The 25,926-nt window shown below is 32.1% G+C and carries 24 protein-coding genes, 3 pseudogenes and 1 riboswitch; of the genes and pseudogenes, 5 read left to right on the top strand and 22 right to left on the bottom strand.

Features of this window, described 5'->3' with window-relative positions:
• Positions 1-200: 200 nt before the first annotated feature.
• The 3 genes and pseudogenes from LL038_RS04735 to LL038_RS04725 form a co-directional block, all read right to left on the bottom strand.
• On the bottom strand, positions 201-620 hold the full coding sequence (locus LL038_RS04735) for a hypothetical protein (protein WP_216119818.1): 420 nt from the start codon (positions 618-620) through the stop codon (positions 201-203).
• 221 nt (positions 621-841) lie between these two features.
• Positions 842-1,306, bottom strand: a complete 465-nt coding sequence (locus LL038_RS04730) for a cupin domain-containing protein (protein WP_216119819.1) — start codon at positions 1,304-1,306, stop codon at positions 842-844.
• A gap of 375 nt (positions 1,307-1,681) precedes the next feature.
• Positions 1,682-1,924, bottom strand: a pseudogene (locus tag LL038_RS04725) (transposase zinc-binding domain-containing protein); the annotation flags it as partial.
• 116 nt (positions 1,925-2,040) lie between these two features.
• Here LL038_RS04725 and LL038_RS04720 point away from each other — a divergent pair.
• Positions 2,041-2,199, top strand: a pseudogene (locus LL038_RS04720) (tyrosine-type recombinase/integrase); the annotation flags it as partial.
• A 242-nt stretch (positions 2,200-2,441) separates the two neighbouring features.
• On the opposite strand, the gene LL038_RS04715 reads toward LL038_RS04720, so the two are convergent.
• Both LL038_RS04715 and LL038_RS04710 read right to left on the bottom strand, forming a co-directional pair.
• Positions 2,442-3,338 carry an HNH endonuclease gene (locus tag LL038_RS04715; RefSeq protein WP_216119821.1) on the bottom strand — a complete coding sequence of 299 codons (897 nt, stop codon included), beginning with the start codon at positions 3,336-3,338 and terminating at the stop codon, positions 2,442-2,444.
• 71 nt (positions 3,339-3,409) lie between these two features.
• Complete coding sequence (locus LL038_RS04710; protein WP_216120057.1) at positions 3,410-3,925, bottom strand: GNAT family N-acetyltransferase; 516 nt, start codon at positions 3,923-3,925, stop codon at positions 3,410-3,412.
• A 253-nt stretch (positions 3,926-4,178) separates the two neighbouring features.
• On the opposite strand from LL038_RS04710, the gene LL038_RS04705 reads away from it, so the two are divergent.
• Positions 4,179-4,931 carry a tyrosine-type recombinase/integrase gene (locus tag LL038_RS04705; protein WP_216119822.1) on the top strand — a complete coding sequence of 251 codons (753 nt, stop codon included), beginning with the start codon at positions 4,179-4,181 and terminating at the stop codon, positions 4,929-4,931.
• A 20-nt stretch (positions 4,932-4,951) separates the two neighbouring features.
• Here LL038_RS04705 and LL038_RS04700 read toward each other — a convergent pair whose 3' ends face one another.
• The 3 genes from LL038_RS04700 to LL038_RS04690 are packed head-to-tail and all read right to left on the bottom strand — an operon-like array spanning position 4,952 to position 8,182.
• Positions 4,952-6,001, bottom strand: a complete 1,050-nt coding sequence (locus tag LL038_RS04700) for a tyrosine-type recombinase/integrase (RefSeq protein WP_226137251.1) — start codon at positions 5,999-6,001, stop codon at positions 4,952-4,954.
• The gene (locus LL038_RS04695; protein ID WP_216119823.1) at positions 5,982-6,953 is read right to left on the bottom strand and encodes a tyrosine-type recombinase/integrase; all 972 of its coding nucleotides are present in this window, start codon (positions 6,951-6,953) and stop codon (positions 5,982-5,984) included. The genes LL038_RS04700 and LL038_RS04695 overlap by 20 nt, the downstream gene beginning before the upstream one ends.
• Positions 6,950-8,182, bottom strand: a complete 1,233-nt coding sequence (locus LL038_RS04690; RefSeq protein WP_216119824.1) for a tyrosine-type recombinase/integrase — start codon at positions 8,180-8,182, stop codon at positions 6,950-6,952. Before LL038_RS04690 ends, LL038_RS04695 begins: the two co-directional genes overlap by 4 nt.
• Positions 8,183-8,340: 158 nt before the next feature.
• On the opposite strand from LL038_RS04690, the pseudogene LL038_RS04685 reads away from it, so the two are divergent.
• Positions 8,341-8,529 (top strand): annotated as a pseudogene (locus LL038_RS04685) (tyrosine-type recombinase/integrase); the annotation flags it as partial.
• A complete protein-coding gene (locus LL038_RS04680; protein ID WP_216119825.1) occupies positions 8,529-9,689 on the top strand; it encodes an IS91 family transposase in 1,161 nt (386 codons plus the stop codon). The pseudogene LL038_RS04685 and the gene LL038_RS04680, both read left to right, overlap by 1 nt.
• 333 nt (positions 9,690-10,022) lie before the next feature.
• Here the strand turns inward: LL038_RS04680 and LL038_RS04675 are convergent, their stop codons facing one another.
• The 4 genes from LL038_RS04675 to LL038_RS04660 all read right to left on the bottom strand — a co-directional run bounded on the left by LL038_RS04675 (position 10,023) and on the right by LL038_RS04660 (position 13,280).
• Complete coding sequence (locus LL038_RS04675) at positions 10,023-10,352, bottom strand: hypothetical protein (RefSeq protein WP_216119826.1); 330 nt, start codon at positions 10,350-10,352, stop codon at positions 10,023-10,025.
• Between the two features lie 607 nt (positions 10,353-10,959).
• Entirely contained in the window at positions 10,960-11,844 is an 885-nt protein-coding gene (locus LL038_RS04670) for a GNAT family N-acetyltransferase (RefSeq protein ID WP_216119827.1), read from the bottom strand.
• Positions 11,845-11,958: 114 nt separating this feature from the next.
• On the bottom strand, positions 11,959-12,219 hold the full coding sequence (locus LL038_RS04665) for a CD3324 family protein (RefSeq protein ID WP_216119828.1): 261 nt from the start codon (positions 12,217-12,219) through the stop codon (positions 11,959-11,961).
• A 20-nt stretch (positions 12,220-12,239) separates the two neighbouring features.
• The gene (locus LL038_RS04660) at positions 12,240-13,280 is read right to left on the bottom strand and encodes a hypothetical protein (RefSeq protein WP_216119829.1); all 1,041 of its coding nucleotides are present in this window, start codon (positions 13,278-13,280) and stop codon (positions 12,240-12,242) included.
• Between the two features lie 203 nt (positions 13,281-13,483).
• On the opposite strand from LL038_RS04660, the gene LL038_RS04655 reads away from it, so the two are divergent.
• The gene (locus LL038_RS04655; RefSeq protein WP_216119830.1) at positions 13,484-14,419 is read left to right on the top strand and encodes a tyrosine recombinase XerC; all 936 of its coding nucleotides are present in this window, start codon (positions 13,484-13,486) and stop codon (positions 14,417-14,419) included.
• Between the two features lie 71 nt (positions 14,420-14,490).
• Here LL038_RS04655 and LL038_RS04650 read toward each other — a convergent pair whose 3' ends face one another.
• From LL038_RS04650 to LL038_RS04605, 10 genes are all read right to left on the bottom strand, one after another.
• Positions 14,491-14,748: a hypothetical protein gene (locus LL038_RS04650; RefSeq protein ID WP_216119831.1), complete on the bottom strand. Its 258-nt coding sequence runs from the start codon at positions 14,746-14,748 to the stop codon at positions 14,491-14,493.
• A gap of 198 nt (positions 14,749-14,946) precedes the next feature.
• Positions 14,947-15,501: a hypothetical protein gene (locus tag LL038_RS04645; RefSeq protein WP_216174390.1), complete on the bottom strand. Its 555-nt coding sequence runs from the start codon at positions 15,499-15,501 to the stop codon at positions 14,947-14,949.
• A 6-nt stretch (positions 15,502-15,507) separates the two neighbouring features.
• Positions 15,508-16,122: a hypothetical protein gene (locus LL038_RS04640; RefSeq protein WP_268055997.1), complete on the bottom strand. Its 615-nt coding sequence runs from the start codon at positions 16,120-16,122 to the stop codon at positions 15,508-15,510.
• A 55-nt stretch (positions 16,123-16,177) separates the two neighbouring features.
• Positions 16,178-16,801, bottom strand: coding sequence for an HD domain-containing protein (locus LL038_RS04635; protein ID WP_268055996.1), 624 nt, complete (start codon positions 16,799-16,801; stop codon positions 16,178-16,180).
• 236 nt (positions 16,802-17,037) lie between these two features.
• Positions 17,038-17,955 carry a hypothetical protein gene (locus LL038_RS04630; protein ID WP_216119834.1) on the bottom strand — a complete coding sequence of 306 codons (918 nt, stop codon included), beginning with the start codon at positions 17,953-17,955 and terminating at the stop codon, positions 17,038-17,040.
• Between the two features lie 529 nt (positions 17,956-18,484).
• The gene (locus LL038_RS04625; protein WP_216119835.1) at positions 18,485-20,242 is read right to left on the bottom strand and encodes a helicase-related protein; all 1,758 of its coding nucleotides are present in this window, start codon (positions 20,240-20,242) and stop codon (positions 18,485-18,487) included.
• A gap of 285 nt (positions 20,243-20,527) precedes the next feature.
• Positions 20,528-21,910 carry an amino acid permease gene (locus LL038_RS04620; RefSeq protein WP_216119836.1) on the bottom strand — a complete coding sequence of 461 codons (1,383 nt, stop codon included), beginning with the start codon at positions 21,908-21,910 and terminating at the stop codon, positions 20,528-20,530.
• Positions 21,911-22,052: 142 nt separating this feature from the next.
• Positions 22,053-22,140, bottom strand: a riboswitch (glycine riboswitch).
• Positions 22,141-22,340: 200 nt separating this feature from the next.
• Positions 22,341-24,110 carry a M3 family oligoendopeptidase gene (locus tag LL038_RS04615; RefSeq protein ID WP_216119837.1) on the bottom strand — a complete coding sequence of 590 codons (1,770 nt, stop codon included), beginning with the start codon at positions 24,108-24,110 and terminating at the stop codon, positions 22,341-22,343.
• 116 nt (positions 24,111-24,226) lie between these two features.
• The gene (locus tag LL038_RS04610; RefSeq protein WP_216119838.1) at positions 24,227-24,970 is read right to left on the bottom strand and encodes an ABC transporter permease; all 744 of its coding nucleotides are present in this window, start codon (positions 24,968-24,970) and stop codon (positions 24,227-24,229) included.
• Positions 24,963-25,883, bottom strand: coding sequence for an ABC transporter ATP-binding protein (locus LL038_RS04605; RefSeq protein ID WP_216119839.1), 921 nt, complete (start codon positions 25,881-25,883; stop codon positions 24,963-24,965). The genes LL038_RS04610 and LL038_RS04605 overlap by 8 nt, the downstream gene beginning before the upstream one ends.
• Positions 25,884-25,926: the final 43 nt, after the last annotated feature.

The raw sequence follows: 25,926 nt of genomic DNA, 5'->3' as shown, positions 1-25,926 counted from the left end.
TCTTAGCGCGTAGGTTTTTCGGAAATGTTGGCGCTACTCATAAATGGAGAATGAAAACACCCATTAATAATATACGTTATAGTACATTCAAAATCAAATTTTTAAGAACTATGCAATAGACCCAATGTTAAAGTAACACAATTACCATTATGTTACTTTCAGAATAGTAATATGAACTTAAAATATATGAAAAGTATGACTTAATTGTTTGTAGTAATTACTATTTTTCTTAGTTTCTGAGCGTTCGTCTCTGAAATAGAATATCCTGATTCAGTATTATCTTTATACATATACATACCCTTAACACTATCTTTCCCTATCCACAAATATACAGTGTGCATACTTTTATTAAAACCATGTATCTCTAATATATACTCTGGTGATACTACATTTAAAATTCCTGGCATTTTTTTAGACATTCTTATTATTGTTGAAATTTCTTTCAATTTATTTTTGTCATTAATAGATATAAGGGGAGTATTTTTTTCTTTATTAAAATTTTTAGCAGTATAAATATCAATTCTCTGATATGTATATGTGGTATTTACATAAAAATATATCAAAATACTAATGGTGATAATTATAAATATATTAATAGCCCAAATAAACTTACGTTTCACTTTCCCATCCCCCTTTATTCAATTTACAATATTTAACTAACATTGTATATTAAACTATACCATAATTACTATAAATTGAGTATAGTTAATTTTTAAAAAATGGGCAATAGCAACAATGTGAATGTAACTCAATTGTGTTACATTCAGAATATCAATACGCGCTTAATAACGTAAACCCATATCTAGTTATATGGGTTTACTTGTGTCGATATAAAAGACTATTATTCATTTAGTTCTGATGTCCAATCTTTAATACTATCGTTAATATCAAAAACTAACTTTTTATCTTTTAAATAAATTGTATTTTCATCCGGATATGTAATAATATCATCTTTTTCACGAGTTCCTATATCAAGTATCTGCAATATTTCTGAACTATTATTTATAAACTGATGTGTAATATTTTTACCAGCAGGTTTCGAAATAACATCACCTTTCTTTATTAATATTTTTTCTCCATCTATTCTCAATAGCCCTTTTCCACTTAATATGAGAAAGAATTCTTCCTGTACTGAATGTGAATGATACTTTGTACTTTCAGCACCAGGTTTTACATAGTCTATGTTCACATAAATTTTTTCACATCCAATGGCATCACCTATTAATATTGTTTTCAGTTTAGATTGAAAATCAGGGTCATACATATATTCCTTGGGAATATTATCAATGTTAGATATGTTATTCATTACATTTCTCCCTTCAATACACTAATGCGTAATAAAATGTTTATTCAAAAAACCATATTGCCTTATCTAAGAGTCAAAGAATTAATGATAAAATAAATAAAGAAACGCTAAAAGTTCGTGTTATAAATAGGTTTGGATTCAGATGTTGAGCTGATAAAAACTATCACCATAAGTATATACTTAAATGATGATAGCCACTAAAGTTGCTCAATTTCTGAAACAAGCTATAGAACGATGCCTCATTTCCACTACTATGGGGATCCAATCTTACCACTCTTTCTGAAATTTGCTTTAACACCAATACTCTTAACTATAATTTCCACAAATATATCTATAATCCTTTTAAATCCTAATTATCTTCTAAAAACAGACGTATTTTCTTTTTTCAAGCCACCTTTCCTTGGCTAAAGTTTGGCATTTAGGACAATGTCTATCTCGACAAGAATTATAAGATATTCGTATGTGCCCACATTCACTACACTCATCTACATGACCACCAAGTTCTGCTGTTCTAGAAGACTCAATAGCAATCATAGTTTTTAATATATGTAATGGCAGCTTATGATTTCTCCTATATTCATCACCATATTGATTGAATATATCTTGAATCTCAATCATCTTGTTTATCTTTTTTATCTAGAAGTAAATCCATTCTTCTAAGATGTAAATAGATAGTGGTCGTAGTTATTCGAGTATATCCTAAAAGCCTTTGAATATAACAAATATCTGTACCAGCAACTCTTATGTATAAATACGGTAAAGTAGATATAAGATCTCTTCAACAAATTCTAGGTCACGAAAGTGTTGCGACTACTGAGATCTATACTCATATTGATGAACATCAATTACAATCTGCTGTGAACTCCAATCCTCTTGCTATGATGTTTAATTGATATTATAGTTAGCGTCTATTGATGGTAATTACGTTTTATAAATAATTGTAAGCAGAGTTGTAAAAACAAGCTAATTATTCCTTTGATCTAAATCTGCATACTCTCAAATAACTTACAACTGAACTGTTTGAGAGATCGCATTTATGCAACAATTCTCGCACATAATCTTCTCCTTTTGTATAATCAATATAGCGACTGGTCATCATTAATTAGTTACTTGTTGATGCCTTAAGTTCTATGCTTCAATTTTCGCATTTATCATTTTTATATAGTTTAATCAACTCATCTAAGGAAATATATATACCAACCATCTTTAACAAATCTTTTCGCTCATTATATAGCTTTTCTAGCATTACTTCAAAACCTTGTCCTAAATGTATTTGCTTATGACAATTACAGCATAAAGAAACAATATTTTCTTCAACATCAAGAGAAACTTCAAAATTATTGTAGTAAGCAATTGGTACTAAATGATGGGGTTCAGTATAGCTTAAGTCTGAATTCCTCCTTGTAAAGGTTAAATGGGTATTATCAAATTCACATTTATAATTTGCGTGTCGTAAAGCATTTATTGATACCTTGTGACTTCGAGGATACAAATATTTATTTTGTACATAAATAGGTTCTTTCCTATTTTTAGATTTACCACTATATTCAAAGTGTTGGGTATCCGAAGAAATATCACTATCGCCGATATCTGAAACAAGGGCATCATCTGAATAACTATTATCTAAAAATATATTTAATTCCTCAATAGCTTTAATAAGCTCCTCTCTAATCGTCCACTCCCAAGTCTTTGGTTTTACATCTATCAGTTTGCTTTTCATTACGACAATAAATCTTGTTCCTGCAGCTATACCGCCTATTCCCTTCACAACGAACCGTCCAAGTTCTTTTTGGACCCTTCCCGCTAAACCATTTATAATTCCATTAGCGCTCATACTGTGCTCATTATATTTTTTACCTATATAACCACAAGTAGCAGAATATCTAGGTTCTATATACCATTTTTTTATAGCTTCTTTGCTTTTATCATCAAAAACTGTAGGATTAGTTAATAATTGTTTCCATTCCTCAATAGTTATATCAATATCGCAACAATACTCATCATTAACAATTTCACATGTTTTTTCAATCATAATGACCCTCCCGATTTATAGATATAAAATATTATATATTAATTAAATATTTGGAATTAACAATTTTCTCATTATATATGAGCAGAGTTTATTCTCGCCATTAAATATTCGTTTTCATATTTCCCATTTCTTATTACTGCAAGCCGCTTAATCCCTTCCTTTTCAAATCCAAACTTCTTATACAAATTTATAGCTCGCTTATTATCCTCAAAAACAGTCAATTCAATTCTAACAAGCATTAACCAGTTGTCAGCCACATCAATAAGTGCATTCATTAAGGTACTACCAACACCTTTATTTTGATAGGCTTTGTGAATCATTATGCCGATGCTACCGCTATGTCGGATCCGATGATTAGCATTTACAGTTAAGCCAGCGGTGCCTATAATTATTTCTTCACCACTTTGAAGCTTTGAAACAGCAACAAACACATGTTGATTGACATCCATATTAACAATGAAATCTTCACTCCGTTTTATTCTTTCTGACGGAATACCTAAAATATTTTCAAATACACCCGGCATGCGTCTTAATTCATTGATACCTTTACCATCACTAACATTTATTGGTCTAATATAAAATTCCACTTTTATTCCTCCCCTCAAAATATATGAACTCATTATTTCGTCATACAAGATGGACATATCCCCGTTAAATTTTTATTTTCGTGCTTCCAATTATAGACATTATAAGAATAGCACTAAACCGCTATCGCGGTGGTAAACCAAAATTAATTTAGATTCTATAATTGAAACTTATATTATAAGTATATCAGTTTGTCTTTTGTATACAACTCCTTTGGAATGGAAAAAATCTAGCTTTAAAGGAGATGTTTTATTTATGACAAAAGAACAAGTTTTAGAAAAATTAAGGTTTGATGTAGAACTCAGAGGGCTAAGCAAACATACTCAAGAAGAGTATTATTCCAAATGCAAAATTTTTCAAAACCACTTTAATAAACCAGCTACAGAACTCGGCGAAAAAGACATTAGAGAATTTCTTCACTTTCTTACAACAGAGAAAAAACTAGCTTCTGGAAGTGTTAATACCTATAACAGTGGACTTCGTTTTTTGTATGGTGTAACTTTGGATACTAATTTAAATAACAAACAAATACCTCGTCACCGTAGGCATCGTAAATTTCCAAATCTTCTCACCCAAGAAGAAATGCAAAGCCTCTTTAACGTTTGTGATAATTTAAGAGATAAATCAATCTTAATGACTCTTTACGGTGCTGGATTAAGACTTAGCGAAGTCTCTTGTCTAAAAGTTTCAGATATAGATAGTAAGAAGATGCAACTTTTTATACGTAATGAAAAAGGTTCCAAAGATAGATATGCACTACTTTCACAAGATAATTTAGAAATACTTAGGGATTACTGGAAAGCATATCATCCTAAAGAATGTCTTTTTTATAGCAGAATAAATACCGGTACCCATATTAGTCCTAGATCAGTACAAAATATATTTCACAAATACATAGCTAAAACAAATATCACTAAGTCAGTTACAGTTCATTCTGTTCGTTATCCAAACCTTTATAAAATCCAAACCTTTTTAAACAAGTACCTGGTCTTACTCGATTGTGAATAAAATAGGTTTGGATTTTATTTTCATTTTTTATTATTGCCAAGCCCGCAAAAATTTACCAATGAGCCATCTGCGTTTTTCCATTTTGGAGTCACTTTTCTATCATTTTCACTTTCTAGAGTAGCAAGTGCTTTTGCAGAATCTTCTGTCGTTATGTCGAGATACACCATTGTCGTCTGGAGCTGCTCATGTCCTAGTAAAAATGAAATCTGAACGATATTCATACCATCCTCCAGCCAATGAGATGCCTTGGCATGTCGAAACTGGTGAGCATGAAGGGTTATAGGTACATCAGTGCAAGATTTATGAGCTTCCGTCGCATATTTTTTCAGCATCTTTGCTATTGTGGGTTGTGTCATTTTTCCATGTGTTCCAGTGTTTCTGGAATAAAATACATATGCTTCTGGATCAGATATCTTTCCATGGAATTCAACCAGGTATTTCTTCAAATGTGCAACTGCTTTAGGCAATAGATACAGTGTGCGAATTTTACTGCCCTTACCGATGACTGTAACGTATGGATTTTCCTTATCCAGATAAAGTTGGCTATTCTTCAGTGAGAGTATTTCATCCAGTCGGGTTGCCGTACTGTACAATAGTATCATGAATACAAGATCCCTTTTGCCAGAATGTGTTGACAAATTTGGAGCCTCCAACAGTGCTTTGACGGCATTGCGGCTCAATCCTGTCACCTTTTTTTTCTGCGTTTTTCTACGTGGAATTTCATAGGCTTCCTGATATAGATACAGGTATTTTACGTTTCGGCTTCCAATATATTTCAGAAAGATTCGCAGGGATGCCAGCCGGTTATTGCAGGTCTCAGAACTGCAGACACGCACCTTCTTAAGCCAGGTCAGCCATTCCTCAATAACGGATCGTTCAAACCATTTACTTCCAAAATCAGTCCGACCTACCTTTTTCTCAGATTCAAGGAAACTGACATACAGTTGCAGTGCATACTGGTACGCCTTCATGGTATGACAGCTGTTTGTTTTCTGGGAAGGTACATATTCATTGAAAAATTTGGAAATGTGACGTGCAATCTCTACCGATTCATTCGTTGCTTTCATCATCTTCTACCTCCGGTACAATGCAGTCGAACCCTGTTTCAGTCTTTTCTCTGAGGATCTGTGATAGACCAGGCACGATGGAATAATAGTACTTTGTGCTTTCTATCGTGGTATGTCCCATACTCTTGCTAAGGTACAGAAGCTTGTCATTAAAGGTAACGCCTAGACCAGCCCATCGGTTTATATTTTTTACCGCGTAGTGGTGTCTCAGCTCATAGGCGACTGCATGCGCCTTGTTTACTCCATACCAGATATCATGGAAGTTCTTCTGGACCCATGAGCGCTTGTGGAAGGAATCGTTTCTGGCTGGGAAAAAATAGGTTCTGTCTGGGTGTATCTTTTCGATAGCAGTATCATACTTACGTATCTGTTCCAACATAGAATCATGTAACGCGATATAGTGCTGGTTACGTCCCTTCGAATAACGGATATCCAGGATGCCGTGTTCCATATCCACATCTGTTTTTCGTAGTTGTCTAGCCTCGGTGGTACGTATACCACTTGAATAGAGTAGTCGGAAGAATACTGGGACAGTCAGCTTTCTCGTAAGTACAGGCTCATTTCGGGGATGTACCCCTAAACTATCACATTCACAGAAGAAATTTGTAAGTTCCTGTTCGGTGAAAGCGTGTGGTATATATATACGAGGCTCTTTCTTCGGAATGACTGGTTCATAGATACGCGTAAGCCCCCGTTCTTTCAGATAGCGTACAAAACCAACTACTGGTCCAATCCTTACGCGGCATGATTCGTTTAATTCCGTATCACGCTGACGGCACCAGTTGTCTACCATTTCCTGCGTCAGTTCCGTGAAACCTGGATAGTTCATGATGCAGTAGCGTTCAAAGATGAGGAGATTCGGCTCAGAGGAAGATACATTCCAGTGGTCGGATGCCTTTCGGTATCTTATGAACGACTGTATGAGTGGTGCGACGGATGACTGAAAACTGCTCATAGGGCAAACACATCCTCTGCAACAGAGAACTTTTCAATGCTAAGTGCACATTCCTTTAGATTAACGAAGTCTGCCTTCAAATATGGTTCCAATGAATCTGGTGATGTGTGGCCAAGGGTACGGCTGATAATCGGCTGCGGTATTCCGTTACCCAGAAGGAAGGATGCTAGATAGTGTCGAAATATATGAGTACCCTTGCAATCTCCCTTATTCTGACGAATTCCAACCATACGAAGTATTTTTGTAACTATACTTCCAATGCTACGGCTAGCCAGCGGTGTAAATGGTCTTGTCTCACTAAGGAAAAGGAATCTATGGCCTGAATCAGGGCGCTCTGTCGTTACATAGTCATAAATAGCATTACCTACAATCGGCATTAATGGAAGTTCCAGTGAAATCTCTGTTTTCTGCTGGATGATCCAGATTTTTTCAGCTGTCCAGTTGATGGAATTCATTTCTAATGCCACTATGTCACAGCCTCGGATTCCAGTATTCAGAAGTAGCATTCCAATTGCTCTGTCGCGCTTAGAAAGTCCAGATGATGAGCTGTCTATGGTATCACGTATTTTCTGCACTTCCTCTTTAGTGAGATACTGTATGTTCTTTCGTATTTCTCGGAGAAGAGGCAGGAAGCACAACACCTTTTGGCATTCTCGCGCTTTCCATGAAATGCCTGCCTTGAAAACAGCTCTGATGTTTTTCTTATAGGAACAACTTTTAGTCAGCTCACCCTCGTCCGATAGGAAGAATGACAGTACAGACTCTTCCGTGAAAGCATTAAGACTTTCAAATCCTTTTTTCTGCATGGCATAAAGAAAGGATGCCGCATTCATGGACTCACTGTGGAGTGTTGTAAGTTTTTTCCCGCGTTCTTTTTCTGTTTTGCAATAAAAATCAATTAGTTCCTGGTATTCATGATTTAGTAGATGATAAGACCCTCTGCCAAAAAGTGAATGTCGCCGCCTTCCATTAGGATATTTACCAAAAAGATCGAACTGTTCAAGAGCACCGATGACAGTTCTCATATGACGAAGATACTGTTCAGAATGTGAACCTTTAGCGTATTCAAGATATATGCCCCTGTATGATTCCCGACCTTTCCTTTTCGGATCCTTTAGGATGTTTCTGATTACGGTTTTGAATTTTTGGATGTAGGACGGAGAATAATGATTTGCCTCTAAAAAGTCGAGTAATTCATGGTAATGCTCTTCTAGATTTTGAAAATGCATGGTATGACCTCCTTAAATGTGTTATATGATAATCATACACAATAAAATAAAATCCAAACCTTTTTTAGTCCTAATCTAATAAAATCAGGTACTTGTTTAAAAAGGTTTGGATTTTATAAAGGTTTGGATAACGCAAGAAATCCAAACGTTTGGATTTTGTTCGACACAGTTTTGCAACTCACCTGCTTGAGTCAGGCGTAAGCATATTCCATATTAAACAACTTCTTGGCCATTCTGATATCAGCACAACCTGTTTTTATTTACATATGATAAAAATTGAATCATTAAATGTAAAAAGTCCTTTGGACATGTTGAAAAAATCCAAGAAAAAAAATGAGGAAAGATAATGATTGAGGTTCAAGATATTTTTCAACAATATGGCACAGAATATCGTAAAAAACATAAGCTTTCGCTTGCTCAACTCAAGGCTATGTCTGCAATTGAAAAATGTAGGACATCTCAGTTAGGAGGTCATATAGACAAATGTGAAAACTGTGGCAGTACTCAAACTTCTTACAACTCTTGTCGTAATAGACACTGCCCTAAATGTCAAAGTCTTGCTAAGGAACGTTGGATTGACTCTCAAAAGAACAACTTACTTAATATTGGATACTTTCATGTGATATTTACCATTCCTGATACCATAAATTTGATAGTATATCAAAATCAAAGGGAGCTTTATACTCTTTTATTTAAAGCTGTCGCTGAAACACTTTCAGAATTAGCCTCAAATAAAAAATATCTGGGTGCAGCACTTGGATTTACCTCTATTCTACATACATGGGGACAAAATCTGATGCACCATCCTCATATTCATTGTATTGTACCCGGAGGTGGATTATCATCAATAGGAAAATGGGTAAGTAGTAGAAAGAAGTTTTTCATCCCAATTAAAGTGCTATCTCGCAAATTCAGAGGCAAATTTATATATTATCTCAAACAAATATATTATAAAAATAAGCTTAAATTTTATGGCACTCAAGAATATCTTTGTAATAATAATGAATTTGAAAAACTAATTTCCTCTATTTATGCTAAGGAATGGGTTGTTTACTGCAAACCCCCTTTTAAACAAGCTTCATGTGTAGTTGAATATTTAGGTAGATATACTCACAGAGTTGCTATATCAAATAATCGTATCATCAATATTGAAAATGATAATGTTACATTCAAATGGCGTGATTACAAAGATAGTAGCAAGTGTAAGTTAATGACTGTTTCTGCCGATGAGTTTATCCGTAGGTTTATTATTCATATACTGCCAAGTGGATTTATGAAAATTAGACATTATGGTTTGCTTAGAAATCGAAACAAAAATACTAAACTTACGCTTTGCAAACACCTTACTAATACACCTATTTTACTTGAAGAAAAAATATCAGCACTCCAATTAATTCAAAAAATCACTGGAAGAGATTTTTCCAAATGCCAACACAGTGGCTCAGACAAACTTAGTAGATGTACTTTATTTTCAAAATCTCCTCCTACTGTTTTACAAACTGCATAATATTAACTGCGTTTCATTATGGGGTAGGGGAAACTATATCTATTTCTTCATGTTTAATGTTTTTTTATATGCTTCTCACCTTAACTTTAGCTATTTAATTAACTAATCCATTAAATTTGGTATAAGTAAACTTATTCAATCCCCATAGATTATATCTATACTACCGCGGTTTCGTGCTATTTTAATTATTCAAAGTTAGACGTATTTCTATATTTTTTTACACTCAGACTCTTATCTAGGGTTTGAGCTTTTTTTCGCGCCTAACTTCGTATAATTCGCTAAGAATATTATAAAGTAACTTACACTTAATTAGGTATTATAAATAAAATACCTTTATTTTATGGATGGAACTACAAATCCTAATATAAATAAGTTGAATAAAGATAATATTCCCATTATTAAAAAATTTCCGGTGAACTCAGTATTATTATAAATAATTGAAAATATTAGCAATAGTATTCCACCTATCGTATATTGTATTCCCAATACTTTTGCTGTCTTGTCATGATTCCTAACTATTGCTCTTCTTGTATCGGAGTTGCAAAATGCACTCTTTTTCATTGATAATTTAACTAACATTTTAGATTTATTTGTTAATAAATTTATACCATCCAATATTATCACCACTGAAATTACTTTAGCAAATGCCTTCCATATATCCACCATGAACCTCCAATTATTTGTTCTATTTTATTTTCTTTATGCAATGACCATTATTATTCGATTACTTCACACTTTTTTACAACTTCGACTTAACTCTATAGAAATTATAGCATATTATACATATTTGTACATAACTGCATTTTTATAATAGTGTTTTTTCATTTTAAATACCGTACTATTCAATTTTCAAAGAGCATTATTCGTACTTTCAATTTCAATAGTTGCGTCGTCTAATTTAGCAAATCCGACATATATATATCCGTTATTCTTTAGTAAAAGGATATCTTTATAAAACGTTATTTTCTAAATATATGGTATTACTTCTCATTATTAGCCTAATTAGAAGTTCTACAGCATGTCCAATATGAATAATGGGAAACTGAAGAATATATAAAAATACGCAGAATCACTCCATTACTTTACTAATTCTGACATTAGGTTGTGTCGTCCGTTACGAACATTGTGTAAGAAACTTACTGTAGATTATGCTTATACTGCGACCATGACCTTGCCTATGTTGAGCAGATACTACATATAAATCATAACCCAACCGATAAAACTTCAGTTGGGCTATTTTCATACACTTAAAAAGCTTGATTTTATTTGTTTAGGATTTTTTATGTATCCACCATATATCATTTTGATAAGAATAAAAACCGATATTATAATAGAATTGCTGTGATGAAAGCACATATGCATGTTTTGCTCCGAGTTTGCCACACCTATTTACCCCTTCAAGAACAGCAGCTTTGCCCAATCCCAACTTACGATATTCTGGTAAAGTGAAAACAGGTTCGACATAAGCATACTCGCTGCCAGGAATACACCACATACCACAATGGGCAGCGTAGTCTCCGTTAGGAGCAACAACTAATATGCGCAAATCGAGGTCAAGATATGGTCTATCAAACCCTTCTCTCATTTTAACGCTATCTGCTTCAGTGCGTTCACGTTTATTCTCGAATCCCTTCCAAATCGCATCAAAATATTTATCAGCGTCAAAGCTTTTATCGGCAAAGCTCATAATTGTATACCCTTTGGGGAGAGCATAAACGTTGTCATTGATATCTATTCGTGATGTCTGAACCTTTTCCGTAGTAGCAATAAAACCCTTTTGAACAGCCGATTGCTGATAACCTAAATCTCCATCTGGCAAAGCTAACCTTATTTCTCCATTCAAATTTAAATTATTTGTTGCAAAGTCTATGAGTTGTGACTTGATACCTTCATAATCCATGTCAACGCAAAAGAATGCCTCACCAAGACCGTGGTCATATAATGTAAGTCCAACAATTTTTCCATTAACCTCAGCAATGCCAAAGTGCGACTGCGTCGTATTTATATGCGAATCGTACTGCCAAACCCATCTTGCCCATAACCAGCTAGGAGCGACAACTTCATTTTGATTTATACGAATTAAAAAATCACAAATTTTCTGAAAATCATCGCAGTATCCAGCTTCGTCTATAAAGTTTCTAATTTTTACATTCATTATTTTAACTCCTTCTAATGCTATTTTTGATTGAAGAAGTTTTTTAACTTCTTCAGCTTACCTTATATAATTTAAAATAATCATTTCGCTCCATTATTTATTATTTATTATTTATTATTTATACAAAATTTTACGGATTGTTTCTACGGATAGGCAATAAATATTTGCTATTTCTTCTATAGGAACATTTTTACTTGCAAATTTTATCCGAATTTCTTCATTACGCCGTTCATAATAGCCTCGCGCTCCAGAACCTTCACCCCATTTTTTACGTTCATTATTTCTAGGGATATATAGAGCTTTTCCCTGTGCATACTTTTGAACCTCTTGTAGCAGCTCATCAGGCAATATATCAGAAGCATTTAAATATTTCATTATATGCCTCCTCGTATACATTATCCATTTTGCCTTAAAAACTCATCCAGATTTTTAAACTCTCTTATTTTAACATCATGCTTTCTGATTTCAGAGACAATATACTGCTCAATCTCTTCAACACATTTACCGAAGACACTTAAATCTGCCGGATCAAATACATTCATCAGTTCCATTTTCTTAAGCCCGAAGTCCTTTGTGACACAATCAATTTCGCTTTGTAATATACATCCCCATACAAAGCACTTTGTTGCATCATTTATCTCCAAGTAATAATAGATTCTTCTAAACCAATAAATGCATTCCTGATACCAATCTGCTAAATCTTGAAAATTGTAGTCCTTTACTTCTGTTTCCTTATCTGGTTTTCTCACGCTGAAGAAATCACGGGTTGTATCCAGCATTTTATAGCATATATCTTTTGATTCTTCTATCGTTTTTGCTGTAGCAGTGCTCTCATAGAGACCAATAAATCCACTTGGAACTTCTGGGAGACCACTTAGGCATGCTATCTGGTTGTCAGGACCACCCTTAAAATATGTTTCATTTACAGCAGCAATCGCTTCAGACAAATATGCAGCAACGTAGCCACTTGCCTTACGTATACCACTGAGTGATTTTTCGAAAAGCATATTTTGGAACAATTCCATTACTATATTAATCTTTTCAAGGCCCTTCCTATAAGTAAATTCCTCATCACTAAGATTACTCTGTACCTGTTTCTGCAATTTTACGAAACGTTCTTTTTCTTCTTCGCTTCGAGCATACAAGATAACTCCATCTGCCAAGCACGTTGTAAGACTTTCATTTAGGTTCGCAATTCCTTCCACTCTCTCCCATGACATTGGGAATAGGTCATAACCAATGTCATCAATGATAAATGTCTGAGATAGATTATAGCCTCTGTCTGTAGAAGGGATGTAAAAGTTAAACGCTATTTCATCTCCATCTGGTGCAATCTTCCAATGTTCGTGCCCAATTAACAATGCTACATCGTCAGGAAATTCCTTCTCAATTTTTTCTATCGCCCAAGCATTTAATTCTTTACTAATATATTTCATTTTTTGTCCTCCTTTTATTGAAATAGATAACAGCTGTTTGTCTATAAGTCTATATTATCAATAAACTACTTCATATTGTATACCCAAAACAATTCTAATAATTCTATACCAAAGATTGTCATTACACTTTGACTTCCCATTATAGTCATTATGTTAATATTCTCCACTAATTCTGTCAATACTCTAAGATAAGGAGTGATACAATGCAATCAAATAAAACTTGTCCATTAGTTGAACAATATTTAGACTACCTTATTGTAATAAAGGGCCGATCTAAAAATACCATTTTCGAATACCGCACAGACTTACTAATGTTTTTCAAATTTATCTTAGATAGTCGTAAAACTTCAATAATTAACACTAATTTTGGTTTAGTTAATCTAGCGTTTATAAAATCAATAACCCTGAATGATATGTATGCATTTATTTCACATTGTCAAACAACTCAAAAGACTTCAGCTGGTACAAAGGCGAGAAAGATAGTATCTATCCGCCAATTTTGGAAGTATCTGAAAGCAAAGGCACATCTTATTGATAACAATATAGCCGAAGAACTTGAAACGCCTAAATTACCAAAACGCATACCCAAATATCTTAATTTAGAAGAATCAGTCCGTTTACTAATCGAATGTGAAAAATATCCAAGAGATCATTGTATAATTACAATTTTTCTTAATTGTGCTTTAAGATTATCAGAATTAACTAGTTTAAATATTGAGCAGGTTGGAAATGATGTTTTAACTGTAATTGGTAAGGGTAACAAAGAACGTAAAATTTTTTTAACACCTGCTGCTAAAAAATCAATCAACACCTGGCTCTATATTAGAAATAATCTCAGTACAAACTCTAAGGCTCTATTTATATCAAGAAATAGTGGCCGCATTACTACTAGAGCAGTCCAAAATATTGTTAAGAAATACGTTATTTCATCCGGACTTGACGCTGCAGTAATATCTACCCATAAACTTCGTCATACTGCAGCAACTCTTATGTATAAATACGGCAAAGTAGATTTAAGATCTCTTCAACAAATTCTAGGTCACGAAAGTGTTGCTACTACTGAGATCTATACTCATATTGATGAACATCAATTACAATCTGCAGTAAACTCAAATCCTCTTGCTATGATGTTTAATTGATATTTATAATTACCGTCTATAGACGGTAATTACGTTTTATAAATAATTTTAAGCCACGTTTTAAAAACAAACTAATTATTCCTTTGATCTAAATATTCTTTATAGTATCTGCATACCCTTAAACAACTAACAACCGAACTGTTTGATAAATCACATTTATGCAACAATTCTCGTACATAATCTTCTCCTTTTGTATAATCAATATAGCGACTGGTCATCATTTTTATCCTTACTATATCATCCTCAACAGATGTTTCTTTCAGTCCTCTATTACTTAGATATTCTCTAAACCTATCCGCCACCATTTTTTCATCTTTTCTCTCTGTCATAATTAGTCCTGCCTAAAATTCATTGAAATTATGATAATAATTTTCAAATTACAATTGCGGCCTCGCCTGTACAGTTTAAGAATAATTGGAAGTTAAGTGTTTTTCAAGATATAGTCCATAATAAACATAATGACAATTCTAATTATCTATTTAATTTTTTTTGATGTCCTCATTTATTATCAGTAAATAATTCTATACTCAACAATTAGCTTGCTCTGTCAACTCATTTTTCCATTCGCCAATTCTTTTCTTGACATCTTTAATTTCAATTAGTTTTTTTACATTAGAAAGCTCTGTCGCTAACACAAAAGCAACGGTTGATTCAATAATCTTTTCATCTAACGTCCAAAAATCTTCGGTTATTCGCATGCTATCAATTACTTTTATAAATTCTGCAGTACTGATAAATTTCGTGTATGAATCATCTTGAAGTTCATATTCACATACTTCCCCCGCAGATGACCAAGTAGTTACATGCAATGCCAAAAATTTAATAGCATTAAGTTCATTGGTTATCGCAGTTTTTATATACTCTGAATATGTTTCTTTCTCTATAAACTTCCAAAGAACCAAAACTCTTCGTAGTTCTTTCCAATTAAATAAATTTGTACTCGCTACAAAACTTTTTGTCCTTTCTAAAAATATTGATTCAACCTTGTACAAATTATCTAGACTAATAAGCTTTGGTTCTTGCGCACTAGATGTTTCGGCAATTCTCCCATAAGTCAGTTCAATTATATGTAGAAGAAGCAATAAAAACTAAAATGATAAGAAGTCTGAGTTGGAAAGCATAGTTGCTATAATATTAAAACGTATGTTTTCATCACTAATTCTAAAGAGTAAATCCGAAATCGTATAAACACTAATTGTTGTTGAATCTGCACCTATCAACTGCATTTCTTTCTCTGCAATTATTCCACTTTGAAACACTAACACACTCAAAATAAGATCTATTCTTTTTTCTGGAATCCTAGATAAATGATACTTGATTTCCTTTAAATAAACATCAAAAAGGTCGCGTTGATTAAGTGTATCAATATATGACCGCAACTCATCTTCTTTCATGCGCGATAAAGAATCATCAATTTCATTTCTGCTGATTTTTATATCGTCTAAAGAAAGTGAAAAATACAAATCGAATTTACTCTCAGAAGCTATTCTCATTGCCTGATGAATTTCTGAGGGTGTTTGAAAAGCACTTGAAAGTGAAATTCTATTAGAAAACATAGGAAATAAACTAGCAACTGCCTTTAGCATGACTTGGGAATTTTCAGGGTAAATTTCTTGAAAACGTTGTAATATTTCCTCCTCTTGTTTCTTTACATCATTACATAACCTTTCCAGTTTCTCTAATTTCTTTAGTAATTCTAACAATTGTTTATAACGAACTTAAAGAATATTCTGCATTAGTTTTATATTTGTTACCTATTTATAAAGCAAATGTATTTTCTATAACGCCTGGAAGCAAGGTATAAATTGATTTTCCTATTTTACTTTCAAAATATTGCTTTATCTCCATTGTTGATTTCCACTTATCTATAATCAAGTCATTAATTCCATACCTAAGTGCCACATCTATCATTCTTTTTTCAACTAGGCAAAATCCAGAAGAGATAGCGATTGCATCACAAAATTGAATCAATTTATCGTATTCATTAAATTCTATATTTCTCAAGTACTCTTTTATAAACTCTATCTCTGATTCGCTACAGTCCCACTTTCCTGAATAACACTCTATTTCCTTAACCAAAAATGGATGTGTAATACATATTCTTGCAGCCTCATTAAAGCCTTTCTCTTTTAAGAAATTATATCCACTAATTATATGATGCATATCAGTAACTCCTTCTCTTCTACCTACATCATGTAAAAGCCCCAATATATATGCCGTTTCAGAATTCAGTCCCTCCGTTTTTTCTGCAATAAGCCTTGCTGCTTCTGCAACATATTCTGAGTGGTTAATCCAAGGCCCTGGATTTAACCTTCCTGCATCTTCTAAGAATATCTTTGCTTCATACAACATGGGTAAACCTTGTATTCCATCGTTTTTCACTTTACTTTAACTCCTTTATTTTTTATATGGTTAATTACCATTTTTTACCATTACGCAACAAATGCTATTTAATTATGTTGACATATCTTGTCTAAACCCACTCTTCTATTGATTGAATATACAACATTTCTTAACTTCCGATTATAGACATAACCTGTCCAGTTTATCTAATTTTTTCAGTAATTCTAACAGTTGATTGTGACCAACTTTATGAAAAGTCTTTCCTATGACCCTAACTATATTCGATTAAACTTTAATAAAGATAATAAAGCCTCAAGGGTTAGGATTCCCATCCATTCAATCTTAGCAATTTCCCATTCTTCTAAATACTTGTCCCACTGCCATGTAGGCAATATCTTACCATCTTCTTCAAGTCTATCTATTAAATAATCTAAATTTTGATCTATGAATTTACACTCAATTCCAAAAAAATTCTTAGAATCTAAGTTTATAAATTTTAATGGTGTCGGTACATAATTTATCCACTCAGATTGGTTTATGTTAACTAATTTAGAAACAGCTAATTTTAGTGTATCTACAATTTGGCTAGAAAATTCTTCGTCTAGAGCATTATACATATGAATATAACTTATTATTTCATGTTCTGAGTTAAACTCTGTACGATTATTTAAATTAGTTATAGCATAATTTCTTAAAGAATAAATATCGAGGTTATTGAGGTATTTTTTATACTTATAAACATACCCTATCAATTCAGCAGTAGGATTTCCCCATGAATAATCAATAACTGTCATATTTATATCATTTCTAAATTCCCACCAAGGTGCATGAGGATAGTTGTTAACAATACTTGGAACACTATACCAACCATTTCTATTACTATCAAAAGTCGTCTCAAGATATTCAATAGCCTTTGCAATCATATTTTGTGCCCTATCACTATTATCTAACTTACTCAAATATCTTAAGCCAATCGCTGTTGCCATTGGTGAGGACTTTATAAGTTTAAAATCGGGTTCTATACCCTTACCAAAACCTCCATCTGTGTTTTGAAATGCTTCTAATGAATCTAATATATCATCACCACTTGAATCATTAAAATAATAATTGAATATAGATTTTTCCAATGGTCTAGCGTCTGTATCCATATAGCTATTTAATTGTTCAAAAAGAGTTTTTGATAACTTTTTCATTTTTATTTCTCCTTTTTTGATTAGACTTATTTATCTTACATAAGTGATCTAATTATCTTCGGTTTTCCCTATATTTATCAATTTAGCATTAAATTTTTTTAACTTCCCATTATAGACATTCTGTGAGGTTAACATTTCCCTGCCATAAACGCTTTCTTTACATAATTCAACAAACATTCATAATTTTCCTTTAATTCAGCAAAAAAAAAAATATATTCACCCCTTAAATTACCATAAAACTCCTCCGTTAATTTGCAAAATCCACTAGTATTTTATATATGATCCGCATTAATATATATTTTATAATTTGCAAATATAGCATCAAATAAAAATAAGGCATTATCTCCAATTACTATTTCAATTGAAAAATGCCTTCACTCTTTATATTTAAATATGTTAATATTTATTTATTCATTTATCCTTACTGAATAATTTGATCTCAATCTAGTTGAATATAAGCTACATTTGAGATTAAATCAAATAGCAATTACCTCAAGGGTACTACTATATATATCAGATCCTACCTTTTTTATATCCCCATCAGTATTTCATTTATATCTTTGCTGACCTTTACTCTTTCCTCATAAACCCAATATACATCAAATTCTAATTTGAATTTTTTAGAGAATGAATAATACATATTTATTTTTTGATAATATATCTCCAAATCCTCCAAATTATTTTTTAAACACTCTGGTTTAAATAAACTCTCTTGTTTATAAATAAATATCTCTTCTACATAATGTAAAAATGTATTCATTAATTCTTCCCTCGAGATATCAAATGGAACTTTTAACAAATCCCATTGAACTTCTTCTTTTAGCTTGTAATTCTTTATTCTATCTAGAATTAATATATAATCACTAATATCCATTTTAGTATAATAGTCTAATTTCTCTTCCCTAGTACTCCATAAAACTAGTTTATCAATCAAAGGTAACCCTTTAATTTTAACTATAACATCTGATGGTCCGATAACTGCTTTCTTTATCTCTTCATCTTTAACTTCCAATCTAGATTTAATGAAATCTTGAGTATCTCCAGCGCTGGCTACATACCCTACATCATAGATACCTCTTCGTCCTGCACGTCCACTAACTTGCTTTACTTCTTGTGATGTTAGTTCTCGTACTTCTTCACCGTCAAATTTTTTTATACTCATAAAAACAATTCTTCTAATAGGCAAATTAACTCCCATGCCGATTGCATCAGTAGTTACTAAAACTTTTGTCTCTTTGTTTGTAAATTGTTTATATTGGATTTTTCTAACTTCTGGTGGTAAATCTCCATATATTATGCTAGTTTTAATACCTATCTTAGAATACCTTTCTGCTATTTCTAATACTCCCTTTTTAGAAAACACTACAATTGCATCGCCCTCTTGAATATGATTATAATTAAAATTTATGTTTTCAACTTCTAAAGGAATATCTCTTGTATATTCTTTTATAGAATACTTATCTCCACAGTCATTTATAATTGTTTCTAGTATGTTTTTCGTATTAGCGGCTCCACATATATGAATCTCTTTACATCTTAATCCTAATAAGGCCTTACTCCATGCCATTCCCCTATGTTGATCTTTAATCATTTGAATTTCATCAATAACAGCTATATCATAATGTTCCTTTAAATTAACCTTTTCTATTGTACACGAAACATGGGTTGAACCTATCTTTAATATTTCTTCTTCTCCAGTTAATAGATCACAAATTATTCCATCATTATTCAATTTTTCAAAGTTCTCTAAAGCAAGAATTCTTAGTGGTGATAAATATATACCCCTTTGTGCGGTTTTCAGACGTTCTACAGCATTATATGTTTTGCCTGTATTTGTATCACCTAAATGAATATAAATCATTCTATCCATACTTCTAGCTTCTACATACTCATCTTTAGGGTTATTGGGAAATTTTTCTTCAAACTCATTAATAATTAATTTTGGTATATGTTGCTTCGTAAGTAATATCATGAACCCATAATTAAAAAAAGTGCTATAATTTCCTTTTAAAACCTTATAAAACTCAAAATCAGTACCATTCCTCTTATTGTAATCCTCAAGCATTCTTTTTGATATATCTTCTAATAATTCCTCATATTTCTCATGCACCTTTTTAAAATCCTTGAAACCTTCATTTTCCAGCTCTTTAATCTTTTTCAACTTTTTTCTTATTGCTACTTCATGTTCAATAAGAGCTCCTGGCTTTGAATGATGAACTATCTCTTCAATTTGACTAATTTGACTTTTTAATTTTTTAAATTCTCTTTGAGATTCATTTTTTTTCATCTCGTCTCCTCCAACTAAACTTCCTATATTAATCTTAACCTTAAAATATATGGTTTCCTAATGTTACAAAAACTATAACTTCTCTTTGAATTCACTATGTTTTCTTTATACAATTATCCATTTCTATAAAATCCTCACTTCATAATCACTTCGAAAATTACATTAGTAAAAACATTGGATATAGCAAATTGTACAATACTTTAAATAAAACACCCAATAAAACTTGTTTTGTAAACAAGCATTATTGGGTGCTTTTTATCTGATATCTAGCCTTTTAGTGTTAGCCTATACTACATTTCTTTTAACCTCTTCTTTATTTTTCATTCTTGATTTAAGTATGTTATAAATCACACCAAGTATTATAAACCATACAGGTGTTACAAATAAGGCTACACGAGTTTCCTTAGTAAGTGCCAATACAACTATAATGAAAGCAATAAATGCTAGAATTATGTAGTTAGCAATTGGGTAAAATGGCATTTTGAATTTGCTCTTAGTAGCAAGTTTAGGATTAGTTTTGCGATATATTAAATGGCAGACAACTATAATTGCCCAAATGAAGATAAAGCAGAATGTTGATATACTTGTAATGAGTACAAATACACCTTCTGGCATAATATAATTCAAAATAACTGAAATCAAGATAACAGTTGCAGAGAACATTAAAGCATTAGAAGGTACTTGATTAGAAGTTAATTTTTTCATTGACTCAGGTGCATTCTTTTCTTTAGCAAGAGAGTAAACCATACGGCTTGTACTGAATATACCGCTGTTACAAGCAGATGCAGCTGATGTTAGTACAACAAAATTTATAATACTTGCTGCCGCTGGGATTCCCACTGCAGAAAACACCTGTACAAATGGGCTTTTATCGGGATTAATTGAATTCCATGGGTATATACTCATAATAACAATAAGTGCCCCAATATAGAAAATAATAATTCTAATTGGAATATTATTAATAGCACTTGGAATAACCTGTTCTGGGTTTTCAGTTTCACCAGCTAGTAAACCAACTAATTCTATTCCAGTAAAAGCAAACACAACCATTTGGAAGGAAAGAATAAAACCGCTTACCCCATTTGGAAACCAACCACCATGTTTCCAAAGGTTTGTAAAGCTAGATACACCAGCATTTGTAGAAAATCCTTTAATAATCATAAATGTACAAATTATAATTAGTGATAAAATTGCAACAATTTTAATTAAGGCAAACCAGAATTCCATTTCACCAAATAACTTTACTGTAGTAAGGTTCATAATTAGTAAAATTACAAGAGCTATAAGGCTTGGAACCCATTGAGCTACATTGGGTAACCAGTATTGTACATAAAGTCCAGTAGCAGTTAAGTCAGCCATAGCAAGTGAAATCCAACAGAACCAGTATGTCCATCCAGTAATAAACGCTGCTCCGTTACCTAGATAATCCTGTACAAAATCTACAAATGAATGATAGTTTGAATTGGAAAGCAATAATTCCCCAAGTGCACGCATAATAAGAAAACAGATTGTGCCCGTTATCACATATGCAAATAAAATAGATGGACCTGCTAAGTGAATGGACCTTCCTGAACCAAGGAATAATCCAGTACCAATTGCACCTCCAATTGCAAGCAATTGAACATGACGATTTTTCAGTCCTCTTGATAAATTTTCATTTTCTGACATATATATTCCTCCATCTCAGTCAAAAGGCATGTACTAAAAAAATGCCTTTTCCTATATAAATATTTTGCGATTGGAGATATAACTGGGAATAGATAAGATCTAAATGAAGTAATTGGTAATATATTACTTTCGTAAGATATGTTACCTGTCCCCTGTCCTTTTACCTGAGAGTTTCGCCTTTACAGCTTTCTCCTTCGGTGCTCATTATGAGTCTCTCCAAGGGTTCATCCAATAGCGGTCATCTCTAATTAAATAGGTACCTGAAAGATTTACCCCTTCGGTGAATGGCATAGCCATTACTCTCCCGCTATCTTCATCTGAACTATTAAATTTTATTGTTTCATAGTAATACATATTCGATAAATTTGCAATGATTTTTCCACTTTTAATGGAAATAAAAAGTTTATTTGGTCACAGTTACTAGAATTATTTACACTCCACTAATAAACACCTCAATGTCCTTTTGAATAAGATTTAATGCATTTCGCCAAAAATCTATTGAGTGAACATCTATATCAATTATCTTTGCACTATCAACAATATTATTTTTACTTGTAGCACTCAAAAAATTATTATATTGTGATACAAAAGCTTCTCCCTTTTTTATATATTCAGCATAAAGACCCTTCGAAAATAAAACTCCAAATGAATATGGAAAATTTAAAAATTCATTACCAGACAAATAATATCCAACCTTATTCATCCACATATATGGATGGATGGTCTCAGGGTCAATACTATCTCCATAGGCTTCTTCCATACAATCAAGCATTAATTCATTTAACTCTTCAACAGATAACTGACCCAATTTTCTCCTTTCAAATAATTTATTTTCAAATATATATCTAGCATAAAAATCAACGATATAATAGCCCGCATCTGAAATGCTTTTTTCTAAAATTGAAAAACCTTCATTTGTTGGTAGAATATTAAGTAATGCGTTATTTACTATTGTTTCGCAGAAAATCGAAGCTGTTTCTGCAATAGGTGTAGGATAGTCCGTATTTAGCATCTTTTCATTCTTAAGGCAATAGCTATGATAAGCATGTCCAATTTCATGAGCCAGTACACCAACATCACAATACTCCCCAGTAAAATCGGCTATAATTCTGCTTTCTTCTATTGGGAAAATATCGACAGTTAGTCCATAATTACCTTTTCCAGTTCTTGGCTCAGCATCAATCCATCTACTGTCAAAGACTTTCTTTGCAAAATCAGCAAGTTCTTGACTGAATGTTCTAAAACTTGATACAATTAAATCTCTGGCATCTAAATATGATATTTTTGCATTAGCATCACCCATTGGTGCAAATATATCATAGAATGGAAGGCTAACTTTATGTCCTAGCCCTTCTGCCTTTTTATGATAATATTCATGGAATATAGGTAGACTTTCTTTTATAGCAGAAAGCATAACATTTAAAGTTTCATAATCCATTCTTGAGACCATGAGAACTTTTTCTAAAGGTGATTTATATCCTCTCATATCATAAATAGTAAGTGCTTCACCACTAATTCCATTCAAACATGCTGCGGACGCTTTCGATATTCTTTTACAACCTTCCTCCTCTGCATAATAGGCTGTTTTTCTTAAAAATTCATCTTTTTTATATGCCATGTTTCTGAGCTCTGAAAGCGATACTTTCTTTGATTCGCCTTCAATATCTATATCAACTAACATTGTAGAGGTGAGCTCCATATAAAGTCTTTGCCATGCTTTGGATCCTGTACTCTGCATTTTTGCAATTAATAATTCTTCATTTTCATTCAATAAATATTTTGACTGCAAAAGAAGTTCTTTAAGATAAAACCGATATTCAATAAGTATTGGTGAAGTATCTATTAATTCATATATATTATTTAAAGAAATAAGCCATTTGTTAAACTTTACAAAAGAATCTGTAACCAATGAATTCTTATACTCAATATCATCTAAAACGTTCATTGCTTCCATATTTGAGTTATCTGAACATGAAGTTAACTCAGCATAAGAATATAAACAACAATATAAGCTTTTATATTCATTGTAAAGCTTCAAAAATTCTTGCATTTTAGAAGCCGCATTATTCGTATCTTTCATATTTTTTGCAGACCAATCATTCAAATTTTCTATATGCTTGTTAAGAAGCTCCATGTCACCTTTAAATTTTTCAGAGTTAAATGAAGTATAAAGTGTGTCTAAATTCCATGTTAAATCCATTAATAATCATCTTCCTCTCTATATTATAAATTACTATACAACACTGTTTTAAATCGCATCTTTACATAATTCAACAAACATTCATAATTCTCCTTGTACTTCTATAGTTTATATTTTTATTGTACATCTTTCTTAATGCTTTTTATGCTTAATATTGTTCCACCGATAAATGTTGTGCATAAAACAATAATACCTAAAGCATAATTTGTGTAAGTTCTTCCATTTTCATGGGGACTTAATATAGTTGGAATAGTCCACGGAAATAACGTATTAAATGGTGTGTTCATTATTATGAGGGAAACAGTTGTAGCACCTACCCCCAGTATTATTGGTGGAATTATACTTTTGTAATAAATAGCTAAGAAGGCAACTATAGGAATTAATGCAAAGTGCATAATAATCATAAAAATATAAGTTTTAGCGTAATATAGTAAAATACTAAAAGTTAAAGGTTCATGTTTTATGGTAAGTCCTAAAAGCATTGCCAAGATAAATGAGGATATAAGTGTAATAGAAATAAGAATTAATACAACAACAAGTTTACTTATAAAAAATTGCATTCTATTTATTGGATAAGTAAACATGCTATTTACTGTATTTTCTCTATATTCCCGTGAATATATATATCCTGCTAATACAGAAAAGAAAGCAATCCCAAGCATCACATTAACAAGCATTTCATTAGTTGTAAAATAATCTTTCCAAACAACTATAGGAAACTTTTTATTAACTGCATACATTGAAAACACTAAAATATTAGGAAACAATGAACATAGAGGTATACACCACAAAACTTTACATTTTCTTAGTTTAAGAAATTCAGTATGCATAACAGTTGGTAAACTTGCAACATTATTCATTTATATCACTTCCTACCAACTTAATAAAATAATCTTCAAGACTGTCCCTAAGCAAAGATATTTCTTTAACCTCAACATTATTTTGTATTAGCATCCTATTAATATTAGAAGTCTCTGTTAACCTTTCATAAATTTTAATCACTCCCGGTTCTGATATTATATAATCTGATATGTTAAATTTTTGTTCTAACATAAATACGGCATCCCTATCATTATTAACTTTAAGCTCAATATAATGTCTATTTTTCTTTTTTAATGCTTCAGAGTCTATTTCTTCTAGTAGTTTCCCTTTATGTATGATACCCACTTTAGTAGCTAATTGCTGAATTTCACTTAGAATATGACTTGATATTAATACAGTTATATGCCTTTTTCGCGATAGATCAAGTATAAGTTGTCGTATTTCTTTTATTCCCACAGGGTCTAATCCATTTGTTGGTTCATCCAACACTAAGAATTCAGGATTATGAAGTAAAGCTCTTGCTATGCCAAGTCTCTGTTTCATACCCAACGAAAACTCTTTTGTTTTTCTATTAGCAGCATCAAGTATTCCCGCTACTTCTAGTGATTGTTCTATACAATTTTTGTCTGGAACACCCATAAGTTTTCTGTGAATATCTAAATTTTCCACCGCGGTTAAATTTTCATAAAAACCTGGAAATTCTATAATTGACCCAACTCTTGCAAAATAATGTTTTTTGTCCTCACTCAGCTTTTCACCAAACAATTCAATATTTCCTGTGGTAGGCTTAATTAACCCCATGATCATTCTCATAGTAGTTGTTTTACCTGCACCATTTAAGCCTAAGAACCCATAAATATCTCCTTTTTCAATTGTTATATTTACGTCATCAACAGCTTTATGATCTTTATACTGTTTTGTTAGATTATAAGTCTTTAATATGCACTCCATAATTTTCTTCCCCCAAACATTAATTTATTATCATGTACATAGA

Origin of the sequence: Clostridium estertheticum, from assembly GCF_026650985.1 — a bacterium.
In the GTDB taxonomy this organism is placed as follows: domain Bacteria; phylum Bacillota; class Clostridia; order Clostridiales; family Clostridiaceae; genus Clostridium_AD; species Clostridium_AD estertheticum_C.
This window is presented reverse-complemented; position numbering and strand designations above follow the sequence as displayed.